The 22813-nt window shown below is 67.9% G+C and carries 20 protein-coding genes; 11 read left to right on the top strand and 9 right to left on the bottom strand.

What is annotated here, in order from left to right; translation table 11 throughout:
* The first annotated feature begins 61 nt into the window (after positions 1–61).
* The 3 genes from QRN63_RS18460 to QRN63_RS18450 all read left to right on the top strand — a co-directional run bounded on the left by QRN63_RS18460 (position 62) and on the right by QRN63_RS18450 (position 3860).
* Positions 62–1708 carry a (2,3-dihydroxybenzoyl)adenylate synthase gene (locus tag QRN63_RS18460; RefSeq protein WP_285032171.1) on the top strand — a complete coding sequence of 549 codons (1647 nt, stop codon included), beginning with the start codon at positions 62–64 and terminating at the stop codon, positions 1706–1708.
* Positions 1709–1810: 102 nt separating this feature from the next.
* A complete protein-coding gene (locus QRN63_RS18455) occupies positions 1811–2476 on the top strand; it encodes a VC0807 family protein (protein ID WP_285032170.1) in 666 nt (221 codons plus the stop codon).
* 43 nt (positions 2477–2519) lie between these two features.
* The gene (locus QRN63_RS18450) at positions 2520–3860 is read left to right on the top strand and encodes an acyltransferase family protein (RefSeq protein WP_285032169.1); all 1341 of its coding nucleotides are present in this window, start codon (positions 2520–2522) and stop codon (positions 3858–3860) included.
* Here QRN63_RS18450 and QRN63_RS18445 read toward each other — a convergent pair.
* Positions 3847–4560 carry a VldE C-terminal domain-containing protein gene (locus tag QRN63_RS18445; protein ID WP_285032168.1) on the bottom strand — a complete coding sequence of 238 codons (714 nt, stop codon included), beginning with the start codon at positions 4558–4560 and terminating at the stop codon, positions 3847–3849. The genes QRN63_RS18450 and QRN63_RS18445 overlap by 14 nt on opposite strands.
* A 90-nt stretch (positions 4561–4650) precedes the next feature.
* On the opposite strand from QRN63_RS18445, the gene QRN63_RS18440 reads away from it, so the two are divergent.
* Positions 4651–5139 (top strand): MarR family winged helix-turn-helix transcriptional regulator, encoded by a 489-nt coding sequence (locus tag QRN63_RS18440; protein ID WP_285032167.1) that lies wholly within the window; start codon positions 4651–4653, stop codon positions 5137–5139.
* Between the two features lies 1 nt (position 5140).
* Here the strand turns inward: QRN63_RS18440 and QRN63_RS18435 are convergent, their stop codons facing one another.
* The 4 genes from QRN63_RS18435 to hemW all read right to left on the bottom strand — a co-directional run bounded on the left by QRN63_RS18435 (position 5141) and on the right by hemW (position 11346).
* Positions 5141–6484, bottom strand: coding sequence for a salicylate synthase (locus QRN63_RS18435; RefSeq protein WP_285032166.1), 1344 nt, complete (start codon positions 6482–6484; stop codon positions 5141–5143).
* A gap of 52 nt (positions 6485–6536) precedes the next feature.
* The gene (locus tag QRN63_RS18430) at positions 6537–8291 is read right to left on the bottom strand and encodes an ABC transporter ATP-binding protein (protein ID WP_285032210.1); all 1755 of its coding nucleotides are present in this window, start codon (positions 8289–8291) and stop codon (positions 6537–6539) included.
* A 2-nt stretch (positions 8292–8293) separates the two neighbouring features.
* On the bottom strand, positions 8294–10108 hold the full coding sequence (locus tag QRN63_RS18425; protein ID WP_285032165.1) for an ABC transporter ATP-binding protein: 1815 nt from the start codon (positions 10106–10108) through the stop codon (positions 8294–8296).
* A 95-nt stretch (positions 10109–10203) separates the two neighbouring features.
* Positions 10204–11346: a radical SAM family heme chaperone HemW gene (hemW, locus tag QRN63_RS18420; protein WP_285032164.1), complete on the bottom strand. Its 1143-nt coding sequence runs from the start codon at positions 11344–11346 to the stop codon at positions 10204–10206.
* Here hemW and QRN63_RS29690 point away from each other — a divergent pair.
* From QRN63_RS29690 to epsC, 7 genes are all read left to right on the top strand, one after another.
* Positions 11306–11572, top strand: a complete 267-nt coding sequence (locus QRN63_RS29690; RefSeq protein ID WP_350224461.1) for an Ms4527A family Cys-rich leader peptide — start codon at positions 11306–11308, stop codon at positions 11570–11572. The two genes, hemW and QRN63_RS29690, sit on opposite strands and share 41 nt — an antisense overlap.
* A 123-nt stretch (positions 11573–11695) precedes the next feature.
* Positions 11696–13360, top strand: a complete 1665-nt coding sequence (locus QRN63_RS18415) for a nitrite/sulfite reductase (protein WP_267319227.1) — start codon at positions 11696–11698, stop codon at positions 13358–13360.
* 8 nt (positions 13361–13368) lie between these two features.
* Complete coding sequence (locus QRN63_RS18410) at positions 13369–14070, top strand: phosphoadenylyl-sulfate reductase (protein WP_267319228.1); 702 nt, start codon at positions 13369–13371, stop codon at positions 14068–14070.
* Positions 14071–14107: 37 nt separating this feature from the next.
* Entirely contained in the window at positions 14108–14809 is a 702-nt protein-coding gene (locus QRN63_RS18405) for a sirohydrochlorin chelatase (protein WP_285032163.1), read from the top strand.
* Between the two features lie 302 nt (positions 14810–15111).
* Positions 15112–17028 carry a potassium transporter Kup gene (locus QRN63_RS18400; RefSeq protein ID WP_267319230.1) on the top strand — a complete coding sequence of 639 codons (1917 nt, stop codon included), beginning with the start codon at positions 15112–15114 and terminating at the stop codon, positions 17026–17028.
* A gap of 150 nt (positions 17029–17178) precedes the next feature.
* The gene (cysK, locus tag QRN63_RS18395; RefSeq protein WP_285032161.1) at positions 17179–18114 is read left to right on the top strand and encodes a cysteine synthase A; all 936 of its coding nucleotides are present in this window, start codon (positions 17179–17181) and stop codon (positions 18112–18114) included.
* Between the two features lie 34 nt (positions 18115–18148).
* Positions 18149–18733 carry a serine O-acetyltransferase EpsC gene (epsC, locus tag QRN63_RS18390; protein WP_285032160.1) on the top strand — a complete coding sequence of 195 codons (585 nt, stop codon included), beginning with the start codon at positions 18149–18151 and terminating at the stop codon, positions 18731–18733.
* A 114-nt stretch (positions 18734–18847) separates the two neighbouring features.
* On the opposite strand, the gene QRN63_RS18385 is transcribed toward epsC, so the two are convergent.
* The 4 genes from QRN63_RS18385 to QRN63_RS18370 form a co-directional block, all read right to left on the bottom strand.
* On the bottom strand, positions 18848–19909 hold the full coding sequence (locus tag QRN63_RS18385; protein WP_285032159.1) for a sulfate/molybdate ABC transporter ATP-binding protein: 1062 nt from the start codon (positions 19907–19909) through the stop codon (positions 18848–18850).
* A 23-nt stretch (positions 19910–19932) separates the two neighbouring features.
* Positions 19933–20745, bottom strand: a complete 813-nt coding sequence (cysW, locus tag QRN63_RS18380) for a sulfate ABC transporter permease subunit CysW (RefSeq protein ID WP_285032158.1) — start codon at positions 20743–20745, stop codon at positions 19933–19935.
* A 74-nt stretch (positions 20746–20819) separates the two neighbouring features.
* Entirely contained in the window at positions 20820–21701 is an 882-nt protein-coding gene (cysT, locus tag QRN63_RS18375; RefSeq protein WP_285032157.1) for a sulfate ABC transporter permease subunit CysT, read from the bottom strand.
* Positions 21698–22738, bottom strand: coding sequence for a sulfate ABC transporter substrate-binding protein (locus tag QRN63_RS18370; protein WP_267319236.1), 1041 nt, complete (start codon positions 22736–22738; stop codon positions 21698–21700). Before QRN63_RS18370 ends, cysT begins: the two co-directional genes overlap by 4 nt.
* Positions 22739–22813 lie beyond the last annotated feature (75 nt).

Below are 22813 nucleotides of genomic sequence, written 5' to 3'. Positions count from 1 at the left end.
TAATTTTGATTAGGCTACCCTATATTGCTGCTACCTCCATGCCTACCCCGAGGGATCCGCCGTGACGCGCACCACTGCCTCCGCTGAGGCTGAACAGCATTTGCTGGATGGTTTCGTTCCGTTCCCGCACGACCGCGCCGAGCGCTACCGTCAGGCGGGCTACTGGACCGGTAAACCACTGGACAGCCTTCTGTCCGACGCCGCGCGCCAATGGCCGGACCGCGTGGCCGTCGTCGATCCGTCCGCATCACATACGTTCGCTGCACTCGATCAGCTGGCCTCCGAAGCGGCCGCTGGGTTCGCGGCTCTCGGCATCGAGACCGGCGACCGGGTACTGCTGCAAATGCCCAATACCGCCGACTTCGCCATTGCCCTGTTCGGGCTGCTGCGCGCGGGTGCGGTGCCCGTCATGTGCCTTCCCGCCCATCGCCGCGCCGAACTCGGCCATTTCGCCACGGTCAGCGGCGCCGTCGCCCTCGTCATCGCCGACCGGTTCGGCGGCTTCGACTACCGCGACATGGCGCGCGAGTTGGTCGCCGCGCACCCGCGCCTCCGGCACGTGGTCGTCGACGGCGAGGCCGGCGAATTCACCAGCTGGACTTCCCTTTTCGGTCATACTCCGGTAACCGCGCCCACGGTCGACACAGCTGAACCCGCCCTACTCTTGGTGTCCGGCGGCACCACCGGGGCGCCGAAGCTCATCCCCCGCACGCACGACGACTACTACTACAACGCCACCGCCAGCGCCGCGCTGTGCGAAATGACCCATGACGACGTGTATCTGACGGTGTTGCCGGCAGCGCACAACTTCCCGCTGTCGTGCCCGGGGATGCTCGGCACGATGTCCGTCGGCGCCACCACCGTCTTCACCACCGATCCCAGCCCGGAGTCCGCATTCGCCACCATCGCCCGGCACCGCGTCACCGTCTGCGCTCTGGTGCCCGCGCTGGCCACCCTGTGGACGCAGGCCTGCGATTGGGAACCGCAGCGGCCCAGCACTTTACGACTGCTCCAGGTCGGCGGCGCCAAGCTGTCCGCACCGGATGCGGCGGCCGCCCGCGCCGCGCTGACCCCCGGCCTGCAACAGGTTTTCGGCATGGCCGAAGGGCTCATCAACTACACCCGCCCCGGCGACGATCCCGAACTGCTGGACCACACCCAAGGGGCACCGCTGTGCCCTGACGACGAACTGCGCATCGTCGATGACGAGGGCGCCGACGTGCCGGTCGGCGGCGAAGGCGAACTGCTGGTGCGTGGGCCGTACACGCTCAACGGCTACTACCGGGCCCCGTCCGACAACGAGCGGTCCTTCAGCCCCGACGGCTTCTACCGCAGCGGAGACCGGGTGCGCCGCCGGGCCGACGGCTATCTCGAGGTCACCGGACGCATCAAGGACGTCATCCATCGGGGCGGGGAGACCATCTCGGCGCTCGACCTCGAGGAGCATCTGCTCACGCACCCGTCGATCCGGGCCGCGGCCGCCGTCCCGGTGCCCGACCCTTACCTCGGCGAAAAGATTTGTGCGGTGGTTGTTTTCAGCGGACCCGCCGTCAGCCTCAGCGACCTCAACGGCTACCTCGACGACCGCGGCGTGGCGGTCCACAGCCGGCCCGACGCCCTGATCGCACAGCCGTCACTACCGGTGACCGCGGTCGGCAAGGTCGACAAGAAGGCCATCATCCGCGCGGTCACCACAGCCACCACCTGACAGCCCCTCGCGAGCAGCCGCAAAACTGTCGATTTCCGACCTATATCGACGGTTTTACGTCTGCCCGCGGGTTAAACCGACCCCCGCAAGGAGCCAGCCCCCATGTCCGATACTCCGAAGACCCTGCGCGAGTACATCGTCAACACCGCGATCAACACCGTGCCACCGCTGGTCGCGTATTACGTGCTGCGCGTGTTCGACGTCGAGCCGTACCTGGCGCTGGTCGGGGCCATCATCACCGCGGCCGCGCAGGGCGCACTGACCATGGTGCGCAAGCGGAAGGTCGAGCCCGCGAACGTCGTGGTGATCGTCGGCGCGGCGTGCTCGCTGGCCATCGCGCTCACCACCAGGAACCCGCGCATCGTGCAGGCCCTCGAGCTCGTCCCCATGTCACTGCTGGTGTGGTCCTTCGCCATCAGCGGGCTGCTGCGCAAGCCGAATTCGAAGAAGATGGCAGGCGTCATCTCGCCCGCGCTCGCCGAGGCGGCCCTGCCCGAACGCGGCTGGACCGAGCGGAGCATCCAGGGCTGGCACCGGTTGCACACGCAGCTGTGCGTCGGGCTCGGGCTCCTCTGCGGTTTCTATCCCGTCTTCGCGCTGTACATGATCTTCAACTACCCGGTCGACATCTCGCAGTTCGTCATCGTGGCGACCGGCCCCACGCTCGTGGTGCTGTGCATCGTGTTCGCGGTGGCCCGCATCCGCCGGTTCGTCGGGCAGCACGACGCTGCCGCCGACGTCGCGGTGATCGCCTCCGGGTCTGAGTAGTCACACTCATCCGCGCCGCCCGGCGCTGGGGCATCATCAGGTCATGCCGAGACTGCTGCCCGACTTCCACGCCGTGATCGACGGCACCGCACCCGACCGCGACCGGAGCATCGACGTGGCTCGGCTGAGTGCGCTGCTGGTGGTGATGTTCGGCCACTGCGCGCTGTTGCTGGCCACCATCACCTCCGACGGCGTCCAGATCGGCAACACGTTGGGTGCCGTCCCCAGTCTGCAACCGGCCACCTGGGTACTCCAGGTCATGCCGTTGTTCTTCTTCGCCGGCGCCGCAGCCGGCGTCTACAGCTGGCAGGACGGAACACCCTGGGGTACCTGGCTTTTCACCCGGGCCCAACGTCTGTGCCGACCGGCCCTGTGGTACCTGGGCGCCTGGACCGTCGCGCTGATCGCGGTGCGGTTCACCATGGGCGCCGAGTCCGCGGCGGCGCTGGGCAACGAGGCGGTCGCGCTGCTGTGGTTCCTCGGCACGTATCTGATCGTGCTGGCATTCGTCCCCGCGTTGGCCCGGTTGCGCTCTGGCCGCTCGGTCACGCTGGTGGTCATGGGCCTCATGGCGGCTGCCGCGCTCGGCGACTGGGCCCGCATCAGCACGCACACGATGGAGGCCGGCGCGGCGAATCTCCTTGTGGCCTGGCTGATTCCGATGGTCATCGGCGCGGCGTACGCGCACCGATTCATCGCACCCGGTACCGCGCTGGCCGTGGCCGCCGGCACGCTGGCCGTACAGGTGCTGCTGGCCGAGTTCGGACCGTACGACGTGTCACTGGTGGTCACCGGCACCGAACGCATGTCCAACGTCACGCCGCCCACGCTTCTGCTTGCGCTGCAGTGCATCTGGATGTCCAGTCTGTTCATCGCCTGCGCCGGTGCGGTGCGGCGGTGGGCCGAACGTCCCCGCATCTGGTATCTGATCGTGGTGGGCAACAGCGGGGCGATGACGCTGTACCTGTGGCACATCGCGGCCATCGCCATCGCGACGTTCGGCCTGCACGCGGTTGGCCTGGATGCCTACGACCCTGCGGCCCCGTACTTCTGGCGCAACATCGCGATCCGGGCACTCGTCTTCGCGGTGGTGATGACGGTCATGTTCCTGCTGCTGTCGCCGCTCGAGCACAACCCGCTGCGCTGGTGGGACGCGCGAGTCCGGGCGTCGGGGCGCGCGTCGACCGTGGCGGGCGTGCTGGTCTGCGTGGCCGGGGTGGCGCTGCTGCTGATGGCCAAGAACGGGCTGGGTACAGGCGCGGGCTGGATGCTGTTGGCGCTCTTCATCGGTGCGCTCGCCGGGGCCCGGCTCAGCGCGGGCCGACCGCCGGCGCGATGTGAGGAGGCGGAGCGGAACCCCGCCTCCGGGCTCAGTGCGCGCTGACGAACGTGACGGTCGGTGTCGGGGCGTCCTTGACCAGCGTCGGCCCCGACGCGGACATGACGTAGGCCTCGCTGCCCGTCGGGTAGCCGCCGCCGTTGGTCGAGATGTGCACGTGCGTGTAGTGGTTGGCGTCGGGCCCGCCGTAATCCGGCATCCGGTGCGCGGTGCCGTCCGGGAAATAGATCGCCTGCCGCCAGATCACATGATTCAGATCGAATCGGCGGGCGTTGGCCAGCACGTATGACAGGATGCGGTCCCCCAGCGCCTTGCCGGCGGACGACCCGTAGTCGGGCACCATCACGTCGAGCGCCAGGCCTTCGGGATGCCAGCGCAGCGAGTCGGGACGGACCCCGGTCATGGCGTGGATCTCCGGGAATGTCGCGCTGACGGCCCGCTCGGCGAGGATGGTGTCGACCTGCAGTCCGCGTTCGGCGGCGACGCCAACCGGCAAAGCGATGGTGCGCACCATCGCGCGTGAACTCTCGGCGGCCTCGGCGACGATCAGCGAACCCGGATGCGCAGCGGCCGGCTCGGCCAGGACCACCTGTGCGCAGCAGACGTCCACCTCAGTGGCGGTGGTGGCCGTGTGGGTCGCGGTGCCCGCGGTGACGAACGCCGCGGCCGGCATGACGAGCGCCGCCAGAGCCACCGACCAGCGGCGCCGTGCGCGCGCGTCGGCAGCTAATCCGGGCTTGTCCACCGGTGCACCATACCCCGCAGGTCACCGTTTGGTAACGACTTCCAAATTGACAAGACAGTAAATTTATACTTCCATCCAGGAGGTGACCCGGTGACAGCCTGTCCGAGATCCGCGGCCGTGCCATCGGCCGACGCCATCGCCGACGCACTCGTCACCGCATCACGCCTGCTCCTGGACATCACGGCCCGCTCGGTCGCGACCGTCGACGACGCGCTGACGGTTCCCCAGTTGCGGGTGTTGGCAATCCTGGCGGCGCGTGGCCCCACCAACCTGACCACGCTTGCCGCTCAACTGGACGTGCAACCGTCGACGATCGGGCGCATGGCCGAGCGTCTGGCCTCCGCCGGGCTGATCGACCGGCACCGACACCCGAGCTCAGGCCGCGAAATCGTCGTCGAACTGACTCGCCGGGGACGGGCCGTCGTAGATACCGTGACCGCTCGCCGCCGCGCCGAGATCGCCCGGGTCGTCGAGGTCATGCCGGCGCGTGAGCGCACGGGCATGGTCCGCGTGCTGCATGCGTTCACCGCAGCCGGTGGCGAACCGCCTGCCGAAGCCCCGGCCGGCCTGGGCTTCTAGCTCAGGCGCGGGGCACGAGGTACGGCGCGAGCGTCGTCAGCTTCTCGCAGGTCTCCTCGAACTCGCGGTCCGGAGTCGACTCGGCGATGATGCCGGCGCCGGCCCGCAGCCAGGTCTGGCCGTCAGCTTCGTAGGCCGAACGCAGTGTCAGCGCCGCGTCCATGCCGCCGTCGGCGCTGAACATCACGACCGCGCCCGAATACAGCCCGCGCGGCGCCTCGTCGAGCCGCATGATGGCGTCGACGCTCTCCGCCTTGGGGATCCCCGAGGCCGTCACCGCCGGGAAGAGCGCCTCGAGCGCATGCATCCGGTTCATCTGGTCCGACAGCTGCCCGGACACGGTAGAGCCCAGGTGCTGCACGCTGCCGCGCTCGCGCACCGTCATGAAATCGCTGACGACCGTGGTGCCCGGTTTGGCCACCTCGGCGACCTCCTCCTGCGAGCTGCGGACCGAAATGGCGTGCTCCACAATCTCTTTCGAGTTCGATTCGAGGTCCTCACGGGCCGCGCGGTCGTGATCGGCGCCGCGGCCGAACGCGCGGGTGCCGGCCAGCGGCTCGGTGACCACGGTGCCGTCGGCCCGCACCGCGGCGACGAGTTCGGGACTGAAGCCCAGGGCGCGAATCCCGCCGAGCCGCAACAGGAATGACCGCACCGGGGTGTTGTTCGCCCGGCCCACCCGGTACGTCGCCGGGAAGTCGACCGCGAACGGTACCTCGAACCGGCGCGACAAGATCACCTTCTGGTAGTCCCCCGCCACGATCTCGGCGACGGCGGCGGCAACCCGCGCCGGGTAGTCACTGCCGTCGACGCTCACGTCGACGGCGCGCGTGGCCCCGGCCGCCGGGATGCCCTTCTGCAGCAACCGATTCAATGTATCGGTCACCACGTCCGCATCGCCCGACACGCACACCTCACCGTCGGCGACGACGACCTGCGTCTGCGCACTGAAGACCCGCGCCAGCGGGGTCCCGGCGGGCAGGCGCTGCGCCAGCCCGAACCGGTAGGCGCCGAATTCGAAAGCGACCCAACCGAACAGCCGGTCTGTCTCCAGGAGCAGTCGGTCGACGGCGTCGCCGAGCACCTCTCCGGGCCGGCCGGTCCACGCGTGGCGGGCAACCGCGCCGCCGGCGTCGACGATCCGTAATTCGTCGCTGTCGAACTCGATGGCGGTGCGCACTCCGATGGCCAGCGCCCACTCACCCGAATGCTCGTAGCCGACATAGTCGGCGCCCGAACGCTCCGGTAGTTCGGCTGCCAGTTGCGCGATCAGATCGGCCGGGGCGACGTCGGCGGGCAAAGCAATGCGCGTCACCGACGCCGCGTCTATAGCTTCAGCAGTCACGAAAGTTAATTTAGCCTAACCTCACCCAAAAAACACTGCCCGCCCCTGTGATTCAGGCCCCAGCGTCAGCTTTTGCCTCCCGGGTCGCGACGGTCCACCCACCGGCCGACGTCCGTTGTGCCCAGAAATCGGCGTAGCGGCCACCGCGCGCCATCAGCTGGTCATGCGTACCGCTGTCATCCACCGTGCCGCTGTCGGACAGCACGACGATGTTGTCGGCGGCGGTGACCGTCGACAGTTTGTGCGCGATCACGATGACGGTGCTGCGGTCCGCCAGCTCGCGGATGGACGCGGCGACGTGGCGTTCGTTCTCGGGGTCCAGCGCGCTGGTGGCCTCGTCGAACAGCACCACCGGAGCGTTTTTCAGCAATGCCCGCGCGATCGAGACGCGTTGGCGTTCACCGCCGGACAGCGCCGAACCGCCCTCACCGACCCGGGTCTGCCAGCCGGCCGGCAGCCGGTCCACGACCGGCTGCAGACCAGCGGTGCGGGCCGCCTCCCTGATGTCGTTGTCAGATGCGGTCGGCGCACCGATGCGCACGTTCTCCCACAGGGTGTCGTCGAACAGGTAGACGTCCTGGAACACGAGGGACAGCTGGGCCATCAAGTCCGCCGTACTCTGGTCCCGGACATCGATGCCGCCGACCCGGACCACGCCGGCGTCCACGTCGTAGAAGCGCGCCAGCAGGCGGGTGATGGTGGTCTTGCCTGAACCCGACGGACCGACGAGTGCGGTCATGGTGCCCGGCGCCGCGATGAAGCTGACGTCCGCGAGCACGCGGCGGCCCGGATAACTGAAAGCGACGCCGTCCAGTTCGACCTGTCCCGGCGTCGACACCGATTGCGGCACAGCGGGTTCCGGCAGCGCTGGGGTGTCGAGCACCGACGTGATCCGGTCCAGTTCCGCACCGGCCATCCGCATCGCCGAGCCGTATTCGGCCAGTTCCGACAGCGGCGAGGTGAACCGCGCCGCCAGCCCGAGGATGGCCACCAGCGTCACCGGGTTGATCTCGCCACCGACGGCCAGCCAGACGCCCACCGTGATCAGTCCACCCAGCACCGCCTGCACGCCGACGCCGCTCAGCATCATGCCCGCCACCGAGGCCCACAGCGCGCGCCTGCCGACGTGCTCCTGCTCGGCCAATGCCCCGGTGAGCGGATCGAATTCGGCCCCCGTCCGCCCGAACGCCCGCAGCACCGGCTGGCAGCGCGCGAATTCGATGACCCGGGAGTTCACCTCGATCTCGGCGGCATGCGTGCGCGCCTCGGCCGACGCGATCAACGCGGCCGAGGCCCGGGTGGCGAGGATCAGGATCGCCCCACCGACCAGCGCGGCGACGCCGATCCGCCAGTCGAAGACGAACAAGCCGGCCACCACGGTCAGCGCACTGGTGGTGTTGACCACCAGCGGCGTCACCAGGTGCGCACTGCTCGTGCCGACGAAAGTCGTGCCCTTGACCGCGATCTGGGACACCTGGCCGACGCGCTCCCGGGTGAACCAGCCCAGCGGCAGGGTGACCATGTGGTCACCGATCCGGTGGTGCAGCAGCCGCATGGTGGTCAGCGCCATCCGCATCGACTGCGCGGCCTGTACGTAGTGTGCGACCGCGCTGAGCAACACCACCACCGCCAGCACGACCAGCCACCGGGTCGCCGTGCCGAAGTCACCGTCGAACAAGGCCAGCGAGATCGGCACCAGCAGCGTCATCGAAAGACCGTGCAGCAGGCCATAACCGACGGCCCACGCCAGGAAGCTGTACATCTTGCCGCGCTCGGGGCCGAGGATGCGCAGGAACCCGTTGATCATCGTCATCGCGCCGCCTCCAATTCACCGGTGGCCGTGTAGTTCTGCCACATGCGCGCGAAAACGCCTTCCCGGGAAAGCAGTTCGTCGTACCGTCCCTGTTCGGCGATGCACCCGTCACTCAGGACGACGATGTTGTCGGCACCGACGATCGACCCCAGCCGGTGCGCGATCACCAGCACCGTGCGCCCCTCGATCAGGGTCGACAGCGCGGCCTGGATCTGCGCCTCGGAGTCGGGATCGGCGAAAGCCGTCGCCTCGTCGAGCACCAGGATGGGGGTGTCGGCGAGCAGCGCGCGGGCGATACTGATGCGCTGCGCCTCACCGCCGGAGAAGTGCGCGTCCTCCCCGACCACCGAGTCATATCCGTTGGGCAGGGCCATGATCCGGTCGTGGATGTGCGCCGCGCGCGCGGCGGCGTGCACCGCGTCGTCGTCGGCGCCGGCGCGGCCCAGGCGGATGTTGTCGGCCACGCTCATGCCCAGCAGTTGCACGTCCTGCAGAACGAAGCCGACGTGCCGGTACAGCACCGCTGGATCTATCTGACGGACGTCGACGCCGCCGATGCGCACCTCGCCTGCGGTGACGTCGTGAAACCGCGGGACGAGCGTCGCCAGTGTGGATTTGCCACTGCCGGACGGGCCGACCAACGCCGTGATGCTGCCGGCGGGCAGGTCCAGCGAAATGTCGTGCAGCACCGTGTTGGTGCCATCGTACGAGAACTCGACGCCGGAGAAGCTGACCGAATTACCCTGTGGCACTTGGGGGTTCTCAGCGATCGGCAGTTCGGAGGCGGTCAGCAGTGCCGCCAGCCGGGCGGCCGCGGCGACCGCCTGGCGGCTCGCAGCAGCGGAGTACCCGACGGCCAGCACCGCGGTCGGGATCGTGACGGCGACGAGCGTCGACCCCAGCACCTCGATGGGCGTCACCCAGCCGGCGCGGATGAACCACAGACCGCCGGCGAGGTTCACCAGCAGCACCACCGGCGCCTCGACGAACACCGACGACACCGCCCGCAGCCGCACCATGGGTCCGACGAAACTTGCGAAGCCGTCGTTGAATTCGTCGGCGGCGTCGGCAAATCGCTTGTGCGCCTTGCCGGTTTCCCCGAACGTCTTGACCACCGAGATGCCGGCGATGAACTCGACGATGGTCGCGCTGATCTGGGCGATGCCCTCGTTCATCTGCGCCATGCGGGTCATCGCGCCACGCATCAAGGCGCCGTAGACCACGAGGTAGATCGGGATGGTGCCGATGGCCAGCAGCCCCAGCCGCCAGTCCAGGTACCAGCAGTAGGCCAGGCCGAACGCCGGGGTGGCGAGCGCTCCGGTCTTCTCCACCGCGGCGTGCGCGACCAGGTGGTGCAGTTCGCCGACGTCGTGCTGGACGGCCTTGCGTACCTCGCCTGAGGACGTCGCGCCGAACCAGCCCAGCGGCAACCGTCCGAGTGTGGTCACCAGCCGGCGGCGGAGCTCGCCCTGCAATTGGACGTCGGCGTGATGGGTCAGCGTCAATGCCAGACCGCCGGCGAGGGTGCGCACCGCCAGGCCGCCGCCGATGAAAACCGCGACGATGGTCCACACCCGCGCCGCATCGATCGGACCGGCACCGGGTTGAGAGCCCAGCAGGTACCGCCCCAACTCGACGATGCCGATGAACGGCACCACGGTCGCGGCCGCGGCGATCAGCTGCAACAGCTGCGCCAGCGCGGTGCGGCCGCGCACCGGGGCAAGCAACTCTTTGAGCGCCACGCGGTCCTGCGCCGCCGCGAGCTTGGCCTGCTTGCGCTGCTCACGCGGCGACGGTTCAGCGTTGGTCATGCGAATACCCACTCCACCCGACGACTAAGGTTTGCCTAACCATAGCGACAGGCTGTGAGGTAGGGACACCCGCCCGCTTCTCGCCGGATCGGGGTTCAGTCGAGGACGGTGCGCACCACGGCGTCGGCCAACAGCCGGCCGGACTCGGTCAGCACCAGTCGGTCGTCGGCGACCGCCACGAGACCGTCGGCCACCACCTCCTGCGCCCGGACCCGTTCGTCCGCGGTGAGCACGGCGACCGGTAAACCACTGCGCAGGCGCAACCGCAGCATGACGTCCTCCACGTGCCGGGTGGCGTCGTCCAACTCCTCGAAGTCCGCGACCGGCAGCCGGCCCCCGGCCAGCGCCTCGGCATAAGCGTTGGGGTGCTTGACATTCCACCACCGCCGCGCCCCGACGAAACCGTGCGCACCCGGCCCGGCGCCCCACCACTGGCCACCGTCCCAGTAGCCCAGGTTGTGCCGGCATTCGCCACCGGGCCGGCTCCAGTTCGACACCTCATACCAGTCCAGCCCGGCGCGGCTCAGGTGCGTATCAAGCAACTCGTAGCGGGCCGCGAGCACGTCGTCATCGGGTGCGGGAATCTCGCCGCGCCGGACCTTACGCGCCAGCGCGGTGCCGTCCTCGACGATCAGCGCGTACGCCGAGACGTGGTCGACACCGGTTTCGATCGCGGCGTCGGCGGACCGGCGCAGATCGTCGTCGGACTCCCCCGGCGTGCCGTAGATGAGGTCGAGGTTGACGTGCTCGAACCCGGCCGCCAGCGCCTCCCGCGCCGCCGCCGGGGCGCGGCCGGCCGAGTGGGTGCGGTCGAGTGCCGCCAGCACATGCGGCGCCGTCGACTGCATGCCCAGGGAAATCCGCGTGTAGCCGGCGTCGAGCAGCTCGGCGAAGAACTCGGGCGACGTCGACTCCGGATTGGATTCGGTGGTCACCTCGGCGCCGGGGCCGAGACGGAAGTTATCCCGCACCGCGTCGAGCACCGCCCGCAGCCCGGCACCGCCGAGCAGCGACGGCGTACCGCCGCCGACGAACACCGTGTCGACGGGACGGTCTACCTGCTCACCGGCCAGCGCCAGCTCTGTACGCAGCGCCGTCAGCCAACCCTCGGGACTGGCCCCGCCCAGCTCACTGGCGGTGTAGGTGTTGAAGTCGCAGTACCCGCAGCGGGTGGCACAGAAGGGCACGTGGACATAGATGCCGAACGGCCCGAGACGGCTGGCGTCGGCGTCACTCATGTGGACCAGTGTCCCACCACAGCTGGCGGACCGATCCGGGCGAGCAAAGCCGAGGCATGGTTTTTTGCTCGCGATGATTCGGAATCTGGCCCGGTTAGGCCGAATGTCCTGTTCATGGCAGAATGGCGGGGTGTCCGCCAGCCTCAACCGCACCCTCGGTTCCGCATTGGTGATGCGGCGGCATGTCGACTTCAAGCGTGTATGCAGCTGTTGCTGTCTGCCTTGATGCCTGCCTTGCTGCCTCAGCTCTGACAACCAGATCTTTCAGCCGGCACAGGATCGGCAGTGCCGGACAGCCCCCGGTGTACGCGTGATCCAACGCCTGCTCTTGCGCGAAGGAAACAACCCCGTGACGACAGCAAAACCCGCCAAGACCCGCGATGAAGGCCAGTGGGCGCTGGGCAATCGTGAACCGCTGAACCCCAACGAGGTGTTCAAGCAGGAGGACGACGCCCTCAATGTGCGGCAGCGCATCATCGATGTGCACTCCAAGCAGGGCTTCGAGTCGATCAGCAAGGACGATCTCCGGGGGCGCTACCGCTGGATGGGGCTGTACACCCAGCGCGAGCAGGGCTATGACGGCACCTTCACCGGCGACGACAACGCCGACATGCTGGAGGCCCCCTACTTCATGATGCGGGTGCGCTGCGACGGCGGCGCCCTGACCAGCGCGGCACTGCGCACCATCGGCGAGATTTCGGTCGAGTTCGCCCGCGACAGCGCCGACATCACCGACCGCGAGAACATCCAGTACCACTGGATCCGGGTCGAGGACGTCCCGGAGATCTGGCGTCGGCTCGAATCGGTCGGCCTGCAGACGACCGAGGCGTGCGGTGACTGCCCGCGCGTCGTGCTCGGTGGCCCGCTGTCCGGCGAGTCCCTCACCGAGGTGCTCGACCCGAGCTGGGCCGTCGACGAGATCGTGCGCCGCTACGTCGGCAACCCGGAGTTCTCCAACCTGCCGCGTAAGTACAAGACCGCCATCTCGGGTCTGCAGGACGTCGCGCACGAGATCAACGACATCGCGTTCATCGGCGTCAACCACCCCGAGCACGGGCCCGGCCTGGACGTCTGGGTCGGCGGTGGCCTGTCCACCAACCCGATGCTGGCCCAGCGCCTCGGCGCCTGGGTGCCGTTGGCCGAGGTGCCCGATGTCTGGGAGGGCATCACCAAGGTCTTCCGCGACTACGGCTACCGCCGCCTGCGCTCCAAGGCGCGCCTGAAGTTCCTGATCAAGGACTGGGGCGTCGAGAAGTTCCGCGAAGTTCTCGAGACCGAATACCTCGGCCGCAAGCTCATCGACGGTCCGGCGCCGGAGCAGGTTCCGCACACCATCGATCACGTCGGCGTGCAGAAGCTGAAGAACGGCCTGAACGCCGTCGGTGTCGCGGCCATCGCCGGCCGCTCGTCGGGCACCATCCTGACCAAGGTCGCCGACCTGGCCGAAGCCGCCGGCTCGGACCGGATCCGGCTCACGCCGTACCAGAAGCTCGTCATCCTCGACGTGCCCGACGACAAGGTCGAGGAGCTGATCGCCGGCCTGGACGCGCTGGGCCTGCAGACCCGCCCGTCGCACTGGCGCAAGAACCTGATGGCGTGCACCGGCATCGAGTACTGCAAGCTGTCGTTCGCCGAGACCCGGGTCCGGGCGCAGACGCTGGTCCCCGAGCTGGAGCAGCGACTTGCCGACCTGAACTCCCAGCTGGACGTGCCGGTCACGATCAACCTCAACGGCTGCCCCAACTCGTGCGCCCGCATCCAGATCGCCGACATCGGCTTCAAGGGCCAGATGATCGACGACGGCAACGGTCCCGAGGAGGGCTTCCAGGTGCACCTGGGCGGCAGCCTGGGCCTGGACAGCGGTTTCGGGCGCAAGCTCCGTCAGCACAAGGTGCTCGCCACCGAGCTGGGTGACTACATCGACCGTGTCGTGCGCAACTTCGTGAAACAACGCGAGGCCGGCGAGCGTTTTGCCCAGTGGGCCGTTCGGGCCGACGAAGCTGACTTGAGGTGATCGCAGACATGACGGGTGTATCCGAAGCCGACCTACGGGAACTTGCCGACCGCGGCGCTGCCGAACTGGCCGACGCCGGTGCAGAAGAACTGCTGCGCTGGGTCGACGAGAATTTCGGCGGCAACTACGTCGTGGCCTCCAACATGCAGGACGCGGTGCTGGTCGAGATGGCCGCGAAGGTGCGGCCGGGCGTCGACGTCCTGTTCCTGGACACCGGCTACCACTTCGCCGAGACCATCGGCACCCGTGATGCCGTCGAGGCCGTCTACGGCGTGAACGTGGTGAACGTGACGCCCGAACACACCGTCGCCGAGCAGGACGAACTGGTGGGCAAGGACCTGTTCGCCAGCGACCCGGCCCGGTGCTGCAACCTGCGCAAGGTGCAGCCGCTGTCCAAGGCGCTCAAGGGCTACTCGGCCTGGGTCACGGGCATCCGCCGGGTCGAAGCTCCGACGCGCGCCAACGCTCCGCTGATCAGTTTCGACGAGGCGTTCGGTCTGGTGAAGATCAACCCGATCGCCGCGTGGACCGATGAGCAGATGCAGGAGTACATCGAAGCCAACGGCATTCTGGTGAATCCGCTTGTCGACGAGGGTTATCCGTCCATCGGTTGCGCACCGTGCACCCAGAAGCCGGTCGAGGGCGCCGACCCGCGCAGTGGTCGCTGGGCCGGTCTGGCCAAGACCGAGTGCGGTCTGCACGCGTCCTGAGTTCGCCCTGGGCGAGCGCTGCGACGGGAGAGAACTAGTGCAGCTGATCCTCACCGCGCACGGCAGTGCCGATCCGCGGTCTGCGGCGAACACCCGCGAGGTGGCCCGAAACGTGGCCACCCTGCGGCGTGGCATCGACGTCAAAGTGGCGTTCTGCGAACAGAATTCGCCGAACCTGCGGGACGTGCTGGCCGACTCCCCCGCCGACGGTGTCGTCGTGCCGCTGCTGTTGGCCGACGCCTACCACGCGCGTGTCGACATCCCCGCGATGATCGCCGACGCCAATCCGGGGGTCCGGCAGGCCGCCGTGCTCGGCGAAGACGACCGGCTGATCCACGTGCTGAGTCAGCGGCTCACCCACTCCGGGGTGTCCCGGCTGGACGCCACCGTCGGTGTGCTGGTGACGGCCGTCGGGTCATCGTCAGCGGCCGCCAACGCGCGCACCGGCACCGTGGCCACCGGACTGGTCCTGGGCACCCACTGGCGGGCCACGACGGCGTTCGCCACCGGCCCGCACGCCAACCTCGCCGAAGCCGCCGCGCTGCTGCAGGATCAGGGTGCGACACGTCTGGTGATCGCGCCCTGGTTCCTGGCGCACGGCACCATCACCGACCGGGTCGCCGAATTCGCTGCCGCCCACCGGATTCCGATGGCACAGCCCCTGGGCTCGCACCGGCTGGTCGCCGAAACCGTGCTGGACCGCTTCGACGCGATCGCCGCAATCCCGCGTGCCGCGTAACCCGAATCCGTCCGAATCCCGGCAAGACCGCGGCCGGCGCCGTATGGATTGCGTATAGATCGTGGCACCCCGACGCCGGCGCCGGTTGACTCGCACTCATGCGAACACTCGGGACCGCCGATGTCTGACCTGCTGCAACTGCTGTCCATGATGGCGCTGCCCGCATCGGTCCTACTGCTGTGCCGACGCATCAACCGGCGCAACCCGCCGTCGCGCGCCGCTCGAACCTGACTGCGCACGGCGTCTCCGTCGCCTACGATCCGGACGGTCGGCCAACGATCCGGACGAAGGAGACACCGCGCGTGGGCACACACCCCGACACCGGTCGGAAAGGGCTGGGAGTGGGCCTGGCCGTCAGCGCGCTGGGCGTCGTCTTCGGCGACATCGGCACCAGCCCGATCTACACCATGCAGACGCTGTTCAATCCCGATGACCCACATCCGGTGCCGATCAGCCACGACAACATCTATGGCGTCGTGTCCCTGGTGTTCTGGTCGGTGATGCTGATCGTCACCATCACCTACGTCAGCTTGGTCATGCGGGCCGACAACGACGGCGAGGGCGGCGTCATGGCGCTGATCACCCTGGTGAAGCAGTCGTCGAACAAGCTCGGCAGGCGCACCGCGTCGATCCTCGCCGCACTCGGAATCCTCGGCGCCGCACTCTTTTTCGGCGATTCGATGATCACCCCGGCCATCTCGGTGCTGTCGGCCGTCGAAGGCTCGAAAACCATCGACCCAGGCCTTTCGGACTGGGTGGTGCCCATCACCGCCGTGATCATCATCGCGCTGTTCAGCGTGCAGTACCGGGGCACCGCGGTCGTCGGCAGGTACTTCGGTCCGGTGATGATCGTGTGGTTCACGGTGATCGGCGCCTGCGGTATCGGCGGAATCATCAGAGAGCCCGAGATCCTGCGCGCGCTGAATCCGTTCTACGCGCTCGGCTTCATGGCCGGGCACTTCCACATCGCGTTCTTCGCACTGGCCGCCGTCGTGCTGTCGGTCACCGGCGCAGAGGCCCTGTACGCCGACATGGGGCATTTCGGCCGCAAACCGATCACCTTCGCCTGGCTGCTGCTGGTGTTTCCGGCGTGCATGCTGAGCTACTTCGGGCAGGGCGCGCTGCTACTGCAGAACCCGACGGTCCACGACGCCCCGTTCTTCCTGTTGACGCCCGAATGGGGCCGGCTGCCCATGGTCCTGCTGGCCACCGCGGCGACCGTGATCGCGTCGCAGGCCGTCATCACCGGAGCGTTCTCCGTCGCGGCGCAGGCCGCGCACCTCGGCTACCTGCCGCGGTTGCGGATCCTGCACACGTCGGCGTCCACGATGGGCCAGATCTACGTGCCGTGGATCAACAGCATGCTGTTGATCGCCGTGTTGACGCTGGTCTTCGCCTTCCGCAGCTCCGCGGCACTGGGCTACGCCTACGGCATGGCGGTGACCGGGACCATCACCATCACGACCCTGCTGTTCCTCAACATCGCGCGCGCCAGATGGAACTGGCCCCTGTGGTCCGTGATCGCCATCGGCGCCCCGCTGCTCACCGTGGACCTGTTGTTCCTGGCCGCCAACCTCACCAAGCTGGTACACGGCGCCTGGCTGCCGCTGCTGATCGGCTTGATCGCGTTCACGGTGATGACGACGTGGCAGGACGGCCGCGCGGTGGTGACGCGGGCGCGCGACGCTGTCGAAGGCCCCCTGCGGCAGTTCGTCGACTCGATCGTCACCAGCGAGCCCCCGCTGACCCGGGTGCCGGGCACCGCGATCTTCCTCAACCGCGGCATCGAAACCGCGCCGCTGGCCATGCGCGCCAACGTCAAATACAACCGGATGCTGCACGAGCACGTGGTGGTGCTGTCACTCGCGACGGCGACGGTGCCGAGGGTCGCCGATGGCGCCCGGTTGGCGGTCGACGATCTGGGCTACCGCGACGACGGCATCATCCACGTCACCGCCACCTACGGATACATGGATCGGCCCGACGTGCCCGCCGCGCTGGCGCTGCTCGACTCGGACCGCACCGAGGGTCCCCTGGATCTGGCGGGCGCGACCTATTTCCTGTCAAAGGTCGACCTGGTCATGGGCAAGGAGCCGTCGATGGCCCCGTGGCGCACAAGGCTTTTCATCGGAACGTCGTACATCACATCCGACGCCGCGGCCTACTTCCGGCTGCCTCTCGACCGCACGGTGATCCTGGGTTCCCGCATCGAGGTATGAAATACCCACCCGTACGGCACGCGTTGTCTCAAGCAGATAGATTTTGTGATGAATGAAACCCTTGACGGGACACCCGCCATTCAGCAGATTCGGCAGGTGCCCGCGCGGGCATCACAGTTTCACCAAGCTAGCGCTGACGAGAGGTCACCAATGGGCAAGATCTACGCCGATGTCACCGAATTGGTCGGGCGCACCCCGCTGGTCCGGCTGAACCGGTTGACCGACGGCGCTGATGCCCAGGTTGTCGCGAAGCTCGAGTTCTACAACCCGGCCAACAGCGTGAAGGACCGTATCGGTGTGGCGATCGTCGACGCCGCGGAGCAGTCCGGTGAACTCAAGCCCGGTGGCACCATCGTGGAGGCCACCAGCGGCAACACCGGCATCGCGCTGGCCCTCGTCGGCGCGGCCCGCGGCTACAAGGTCATCCTGACCATGCCGGAGACCATGTCTCTCGAACGACGGGTGATGCTGCGCGCGTTCGGTGCCGAGATCGTGCTGACGCCGGGCTCCGAGGGCATGGCCGGCGCGGTCGCCAAGGCCAAGCAGATCCTCGCCGACACCCCGAACTCCGTCGCCGCCGATCAGTTCGCCAACCCGGCCAACCCCGCCATCCACGAGAAGACCACGGCCGAAGAGGTGTGGGCCGACACCGACGGTGAGGTCGACATCTTCGTCGCGGGCATCGGCACCGGCGGCACCCTGACGGGTGTCGGGCACGTCCTCAAGGAGCGCAAACCCGACGTGAAGATCGTCGGCGTCGAACCGATCGACTCCCCCATCCTCACCGGCGGCCAGGCCGGCCCGCACAAGATTCAGGGCATCGGCGCGAACTTCGTCCCGGAAATCCTCGACCGCGGGGTCTACGACGAGATCATCGACGTCGCGTTCGACGACGCCATCACCGTGGCGCGGGCACTGGGTACCGAAGAGGGCATCCTGGGCGGCATCTCGGCGGGCGCCAACGTCTGGGCGGCGCTGCAGCTGGCCAAGCGCCCGGAGAACGCCGGCAAGCTGATCGTCGTGATCGTCCCTGACTTCGGCGAGCGGTACGTCTCCACGGCGCTGTACGAGCACATCCGGGACTGACCGGGCGAGCGAAGCGACGGAAAAAGACAGGGATATGACGCTGTTCTCCACTCTCCGTGAGGACCTGGACAACGCGCGCAGCCACGACCCGGCAGGACGCGGAGACTTCGAGAACGCCCTGGTGTACTCGGGCCTGCATGCCATCTGGTCGCACCGCCTGGCGCACAAGCTGTGGGCCAGGCCGGCGGGACGCGGCCCGGCCCGCGTGCTGGCACAGCTGACCCGGTTCTTCACGGGAATCGAGATTCACCCGGGTGCGACCATCGGGCGGCGGTTCTTCATCGACCACGGCATGGGCGTGGTGATCGGCGAGACCACTGAGATCGGCGACGACGTCATGGTCTACCACGGCGTGACGCTGGGCGGCCGCAGCCTCAACAAGGGCAAGCGCCACCCCACCATCGGCAACCGGGTGACCGTCGGCGCCGGCGCCAAGGTGCTGGGCCCCATCCGCGTCGGCGACGACTCGGCCATCGGCGCGAATGCCGTTGTGACACATGATGTTCCGGCGGACTCCATCGCCACCGGCATACCGGCGATCGTGCGCCCGCGCACCGAGAAGCAGCGCGAGCCCGCCGTCGACCCGACGACCTACATCGACCCTGCGATGTACATCTGACATTCAACCCGGTGGCGTTGGCGCGGCACCAATCTCGTGTTGACGCTGTAACCACGGCGTCCACTACTCGCACTTTTACGCCCCCACTACAGGCTCAACGCAAAACACCGCGGCTCAGGCGCGCGCGAGAACCGCCTCGACTTCTTGCGTCTGTCCCGCGATCGGCGGGATGCGGGTGGCGCGGACGTACACGGTGTCGCCCTCGAGGAGCTGCAGCGCTTCGGCATCGCCGCGGGTGATCTGTGCGGTGAACGGCGTGTGGTCCGCAGCCGTCGTCAGCTCGACGCGAACTTCGAAGCCCAGCACCACAACGCGGTCGACCTTCGCCCGCAGCACTCCCGTGGCCGCGACGTCGTCGTCGGCCTGGGAAATGGCCATGTCGGGGTTGCGGCCCACGCGGATGTCGTGCGGTCGCACCAGCGTCCCGTTCAGCGTCGACACCGCACCCAGGAACGACATCACGAACGGGTTGGCCGGGCTGTCGTAGACCTCGGTCGGTGACCCGACCTGCTCGATGCGGCCCTTGTTCAGCACCGCGATCCGGTCGGCGACGTCGAGTGCCTCGGCCTGGTCGTGGGTGACGAGCACGGTGGTGACGTGCACCTCGTCGTGCAGGCGACGGAGCCAGCTGCGCAGGTCGTCACGCACCTTGGCGTCGAGGGCGCCGAACGGCTCGTCGAGCAGCAGCACCTGGGGATCGACCGCGAGGGCACGGGCGAGCGCCATGCGCTGACGCTGACCGCCGGAGAGCTGGCTGGGGTAGCGCGTCTGGAATCCGGCGAGGCCCACGACCTCCAGCAGGCTGTCGACCTTCTCCTGAATCTCGGCTTTGGGCTTCTTGCGAATCTTCAGACCGAACGCGACGTTCTCGCGCACCGTGAGGTGCTTGAACGCCGCGTAGTGCTGGAAGACGAACCCGATGCCGCGACGCTGGGGCGGCACGCCGGTGACGTCGTTGCCCTTGATGGTGATGGTGCCGGTATCCGGGGTGTCGAGGCCGGCGATGGCCCGCAACAGGGTGGACTTGCCCGACCCACTGGGGCCCAGCAGCGCGGTCAGCGAGCCCTCGGGCACGTCGAAGTCGACGTTGTCGAGGGCCGCGAAGTCGCCGTAGTGCTTGTTGGCGCCCCGCACCGTGATGGCGGGCGGGCTGCCCTGCTTCTGCTCGTCACTCATGATCGGTTCTTCCTATCGAAAAACTATTGTGCCGCCCGGACACGCCGGGCGTCGAGGATTACCTGCACGATCAGCACGATCACCGCGACGGCCATCAACAGGGTCGACACGGCATAGGCGCCGTACTCGGCGCCGCGGCTGTACCGGTCCGAGACCAGCAGGGTGAGGGTCTGGGATTGGCCGGGCAGATTCGAGGACACCATGATGACGGCGCCGTACTCCCCCAGAGTGCGGGCGACGGTCAGGACGATGCCGTAGGTCAGGCCCCAGCGGATCGACGGCAGCGTGATCCGCCAGAACGTCTGCCACCATTGCGCGCCGAGGGTGGAGGCCGCCTCTTCCTGGTCGGTGCCCAGTTCGTGCAGCACCGGTTCGACCTCGCGGATGACGAACGGCACTGTCACGAAGATGCTCGCCAGCACGATGCCGGGGAAGCCGAAGATGATCTTCAGACCCCAACTGTTCTCGACGAAGCCGAGCAGGCCGGCCGATCCCCACAGCAGGATCAGCGCGACACCCACGACGACGGGCGACACCGCGAACGGCAGGTCGATGACCGCCTGCAGCACGCTCTTTCCGCGGAACCGGTTGCGGGCCAACACCAATGCGGTCGGTACCCCGAACAGCACGTTGAGCGGCACCACGATGGCAACCACCAGCAGCGACAGCTGCAGCGCGGAAATGGCTGCAGGCGTGGTGATCTGAGCAAAGAACTCGCCCAGGCCGGGCTGGAATGTCCGCCACAGGATGAGGCCGACGGGCACGATGACGAGCACCGTGATGTAGGCCAGCGCAAGGTAGCGGGCAAGGTAACGAACCACCGGCGACAGTGTCATTTGTCCATCTCCGTCGGACGTGTCATTTGTCCATCCCCGTCAGACGTGTCATTTGTCCATCTCCGTCAGACGTGTCACGGGGCCAGCTCCTCACGCTTGGCCGCCCGCGATCCGAGGACCCGCAACACGAACAGCACCAGGAACGAAATCACCAGCAGCACAATCGAGATCGCGGCCGCACCCGTGCGATCGTCGTTCTCGATCAGTGTCCGGATCCACTGCGAGGACACCTCGGTCTCGCCGGGCACGGCACCACCGATCAGGACCACCGAACCGAATTCACCGATGGCCCGGGAGAAGGCCAGGCCCGCCCCCGACAGCAGTGACGGCAGCAGCGCCGGCAGGACCACCTTGGTGAAGATGACGAAGTTGTTGGCGCCCAGTGACGCCGCCGCCTCTTCGGTCTCCTGGTCCAGTTCGAGCAGCACCGGCTGCACCGACCGCACGACGAACGGCAGGGTCACGAACAGCAGCGCGACGCCGATGCCCCACTTGGTGTGTTGCAGATGCAGATCGACCGGGCTGGCCGGCCCGTACAGCGCCAGCATCACGAGGCTGGCCACGATGGTCGGCAGCGCGAACGGCAGGTCGATCACCGCGTCCACGAGTCGCTTACCGACGAAGTCGTCCCGGGTCAGCACCCACGCCACCAACAGTCCGAAGACCAGGTTGATGAGCGCGACGGCCGCCGAGACCTCCAGCGTCACACGAAACGAGGCGAGTGCTGAATTTGATGTGACCGCGGACCAGAAGTACCCCCAGCCGCCGCGGGCGGATTGGACCAGGATCGCGGCAAGCGGCAGCAGCACGATGACGGACAGCCAGATGCTCGCCGCTCCGACCCGCAACGACGTGGTGCCGAAGGCATGCCTCACGCCGGACCCCGGCCCGGCCGAGCCACCATTGGTGGACTCGGACCGGGCCGGGGTGCCGTCGAACGTGGCTGCGGATGTCATCCAGTGGCCTGCTTGTAGATCTTGGTGATGCTGCCGTTTTCCTTGTCGAACAACGCCGGATCGACCGTCTTCCATCCACCGAGGTCAGCGATGGTCCACAGCTTCTCCGGGGTCGGGAAGTCCTTGGCGAACTCAGCCGTCACGGCCGGATCGACCGGACGGAACCCGGCCTGCGCCCACAGCTTCTGCCCGTCCGCGGTGTAGAGGAAGTTCTTCAGCGCGTTGGCCTTGTCCTGATGCGGGCCCGACGTCACGACGGCCACCGGGTTTTCGATCTTGAAGGTCTGCGCCGGGTTGATGTGCTCGACATCCTTGCCCTGACGCTCGACGTTGATGGCTTCGTTCTCGTAGCTGATCAGCACATCACCGGTGCCGTGCAGGAACAGGTCGGTGGCTTCCCGGCCCGAACCCGGACGGGTCTTGATGTGCTCGACGACAAGCTGCCGCACGAAGTCGATGCCGGCCTGGCCGTCCTTGCCGCCATTGCTCTTCACGGCGTACGGCGCCAGCAGGTTCCACTTGGCCGAACCCGAGCTCAGCGGGCTGGGGGTGACGACCTCGACGCCCGGCTTGAGCAGGTCGTCCCAGTCCTTGATGCCCTTGGGGTTGCCCTTGCGCACGACCAGCGACACCACCGAACCGAACGGGATACCCTTCGTGGCGTCGGCGTTCCAGTCCTTGCTGACCTTGCCGGCCTTCACCAGGCGGGTGACGTCGGGTTCCACCGAGAAGTTGACGATATCGGCGGGGGCACCGGATTCGACCTTGCGCGACTGGTCACCCGAGGCGCCGTACGACGTGGTGACGGCGACGCCCTTGCCTTCGGGGGTGGCGGCGAACGCCGGGATGATCTTGCTCCAGCCGGGCTCCGGCACGGCGTAGGCCACCAGGGTGAGGGTGGTATTGGCACCCGACTGCGCACCGCCACCACCGGCGGTGTCACTCGCGCCGCCACCGCAAGCGGCGAGCACCGTGGTGCTGGCCACGACGGCAGCGACCGCGGTGGCGGGCCGCCAGTTCTTGATGATCTTGTGCATTGATGGACCTTCCTTGCTGGTTTACGGATGGATTACCCGTCACACGGCAAGGGTGATGAATCAGCACGTGGGCAT

It is taken from the genome of Mycolicibacterium sp. lyk4-40-TYG-92, assembly GCF_030209435.1.
Classification (GTDB): Bacteria; Actinomycetota; Actinomycetes; order Mycobacteriales; family Mycobacteriaceae; genus Mycobacterium.
Note: the sequence above shows the minus strand (reverse complement) of the source record. Positions and strands in the feature narration are given on the sequence as shown.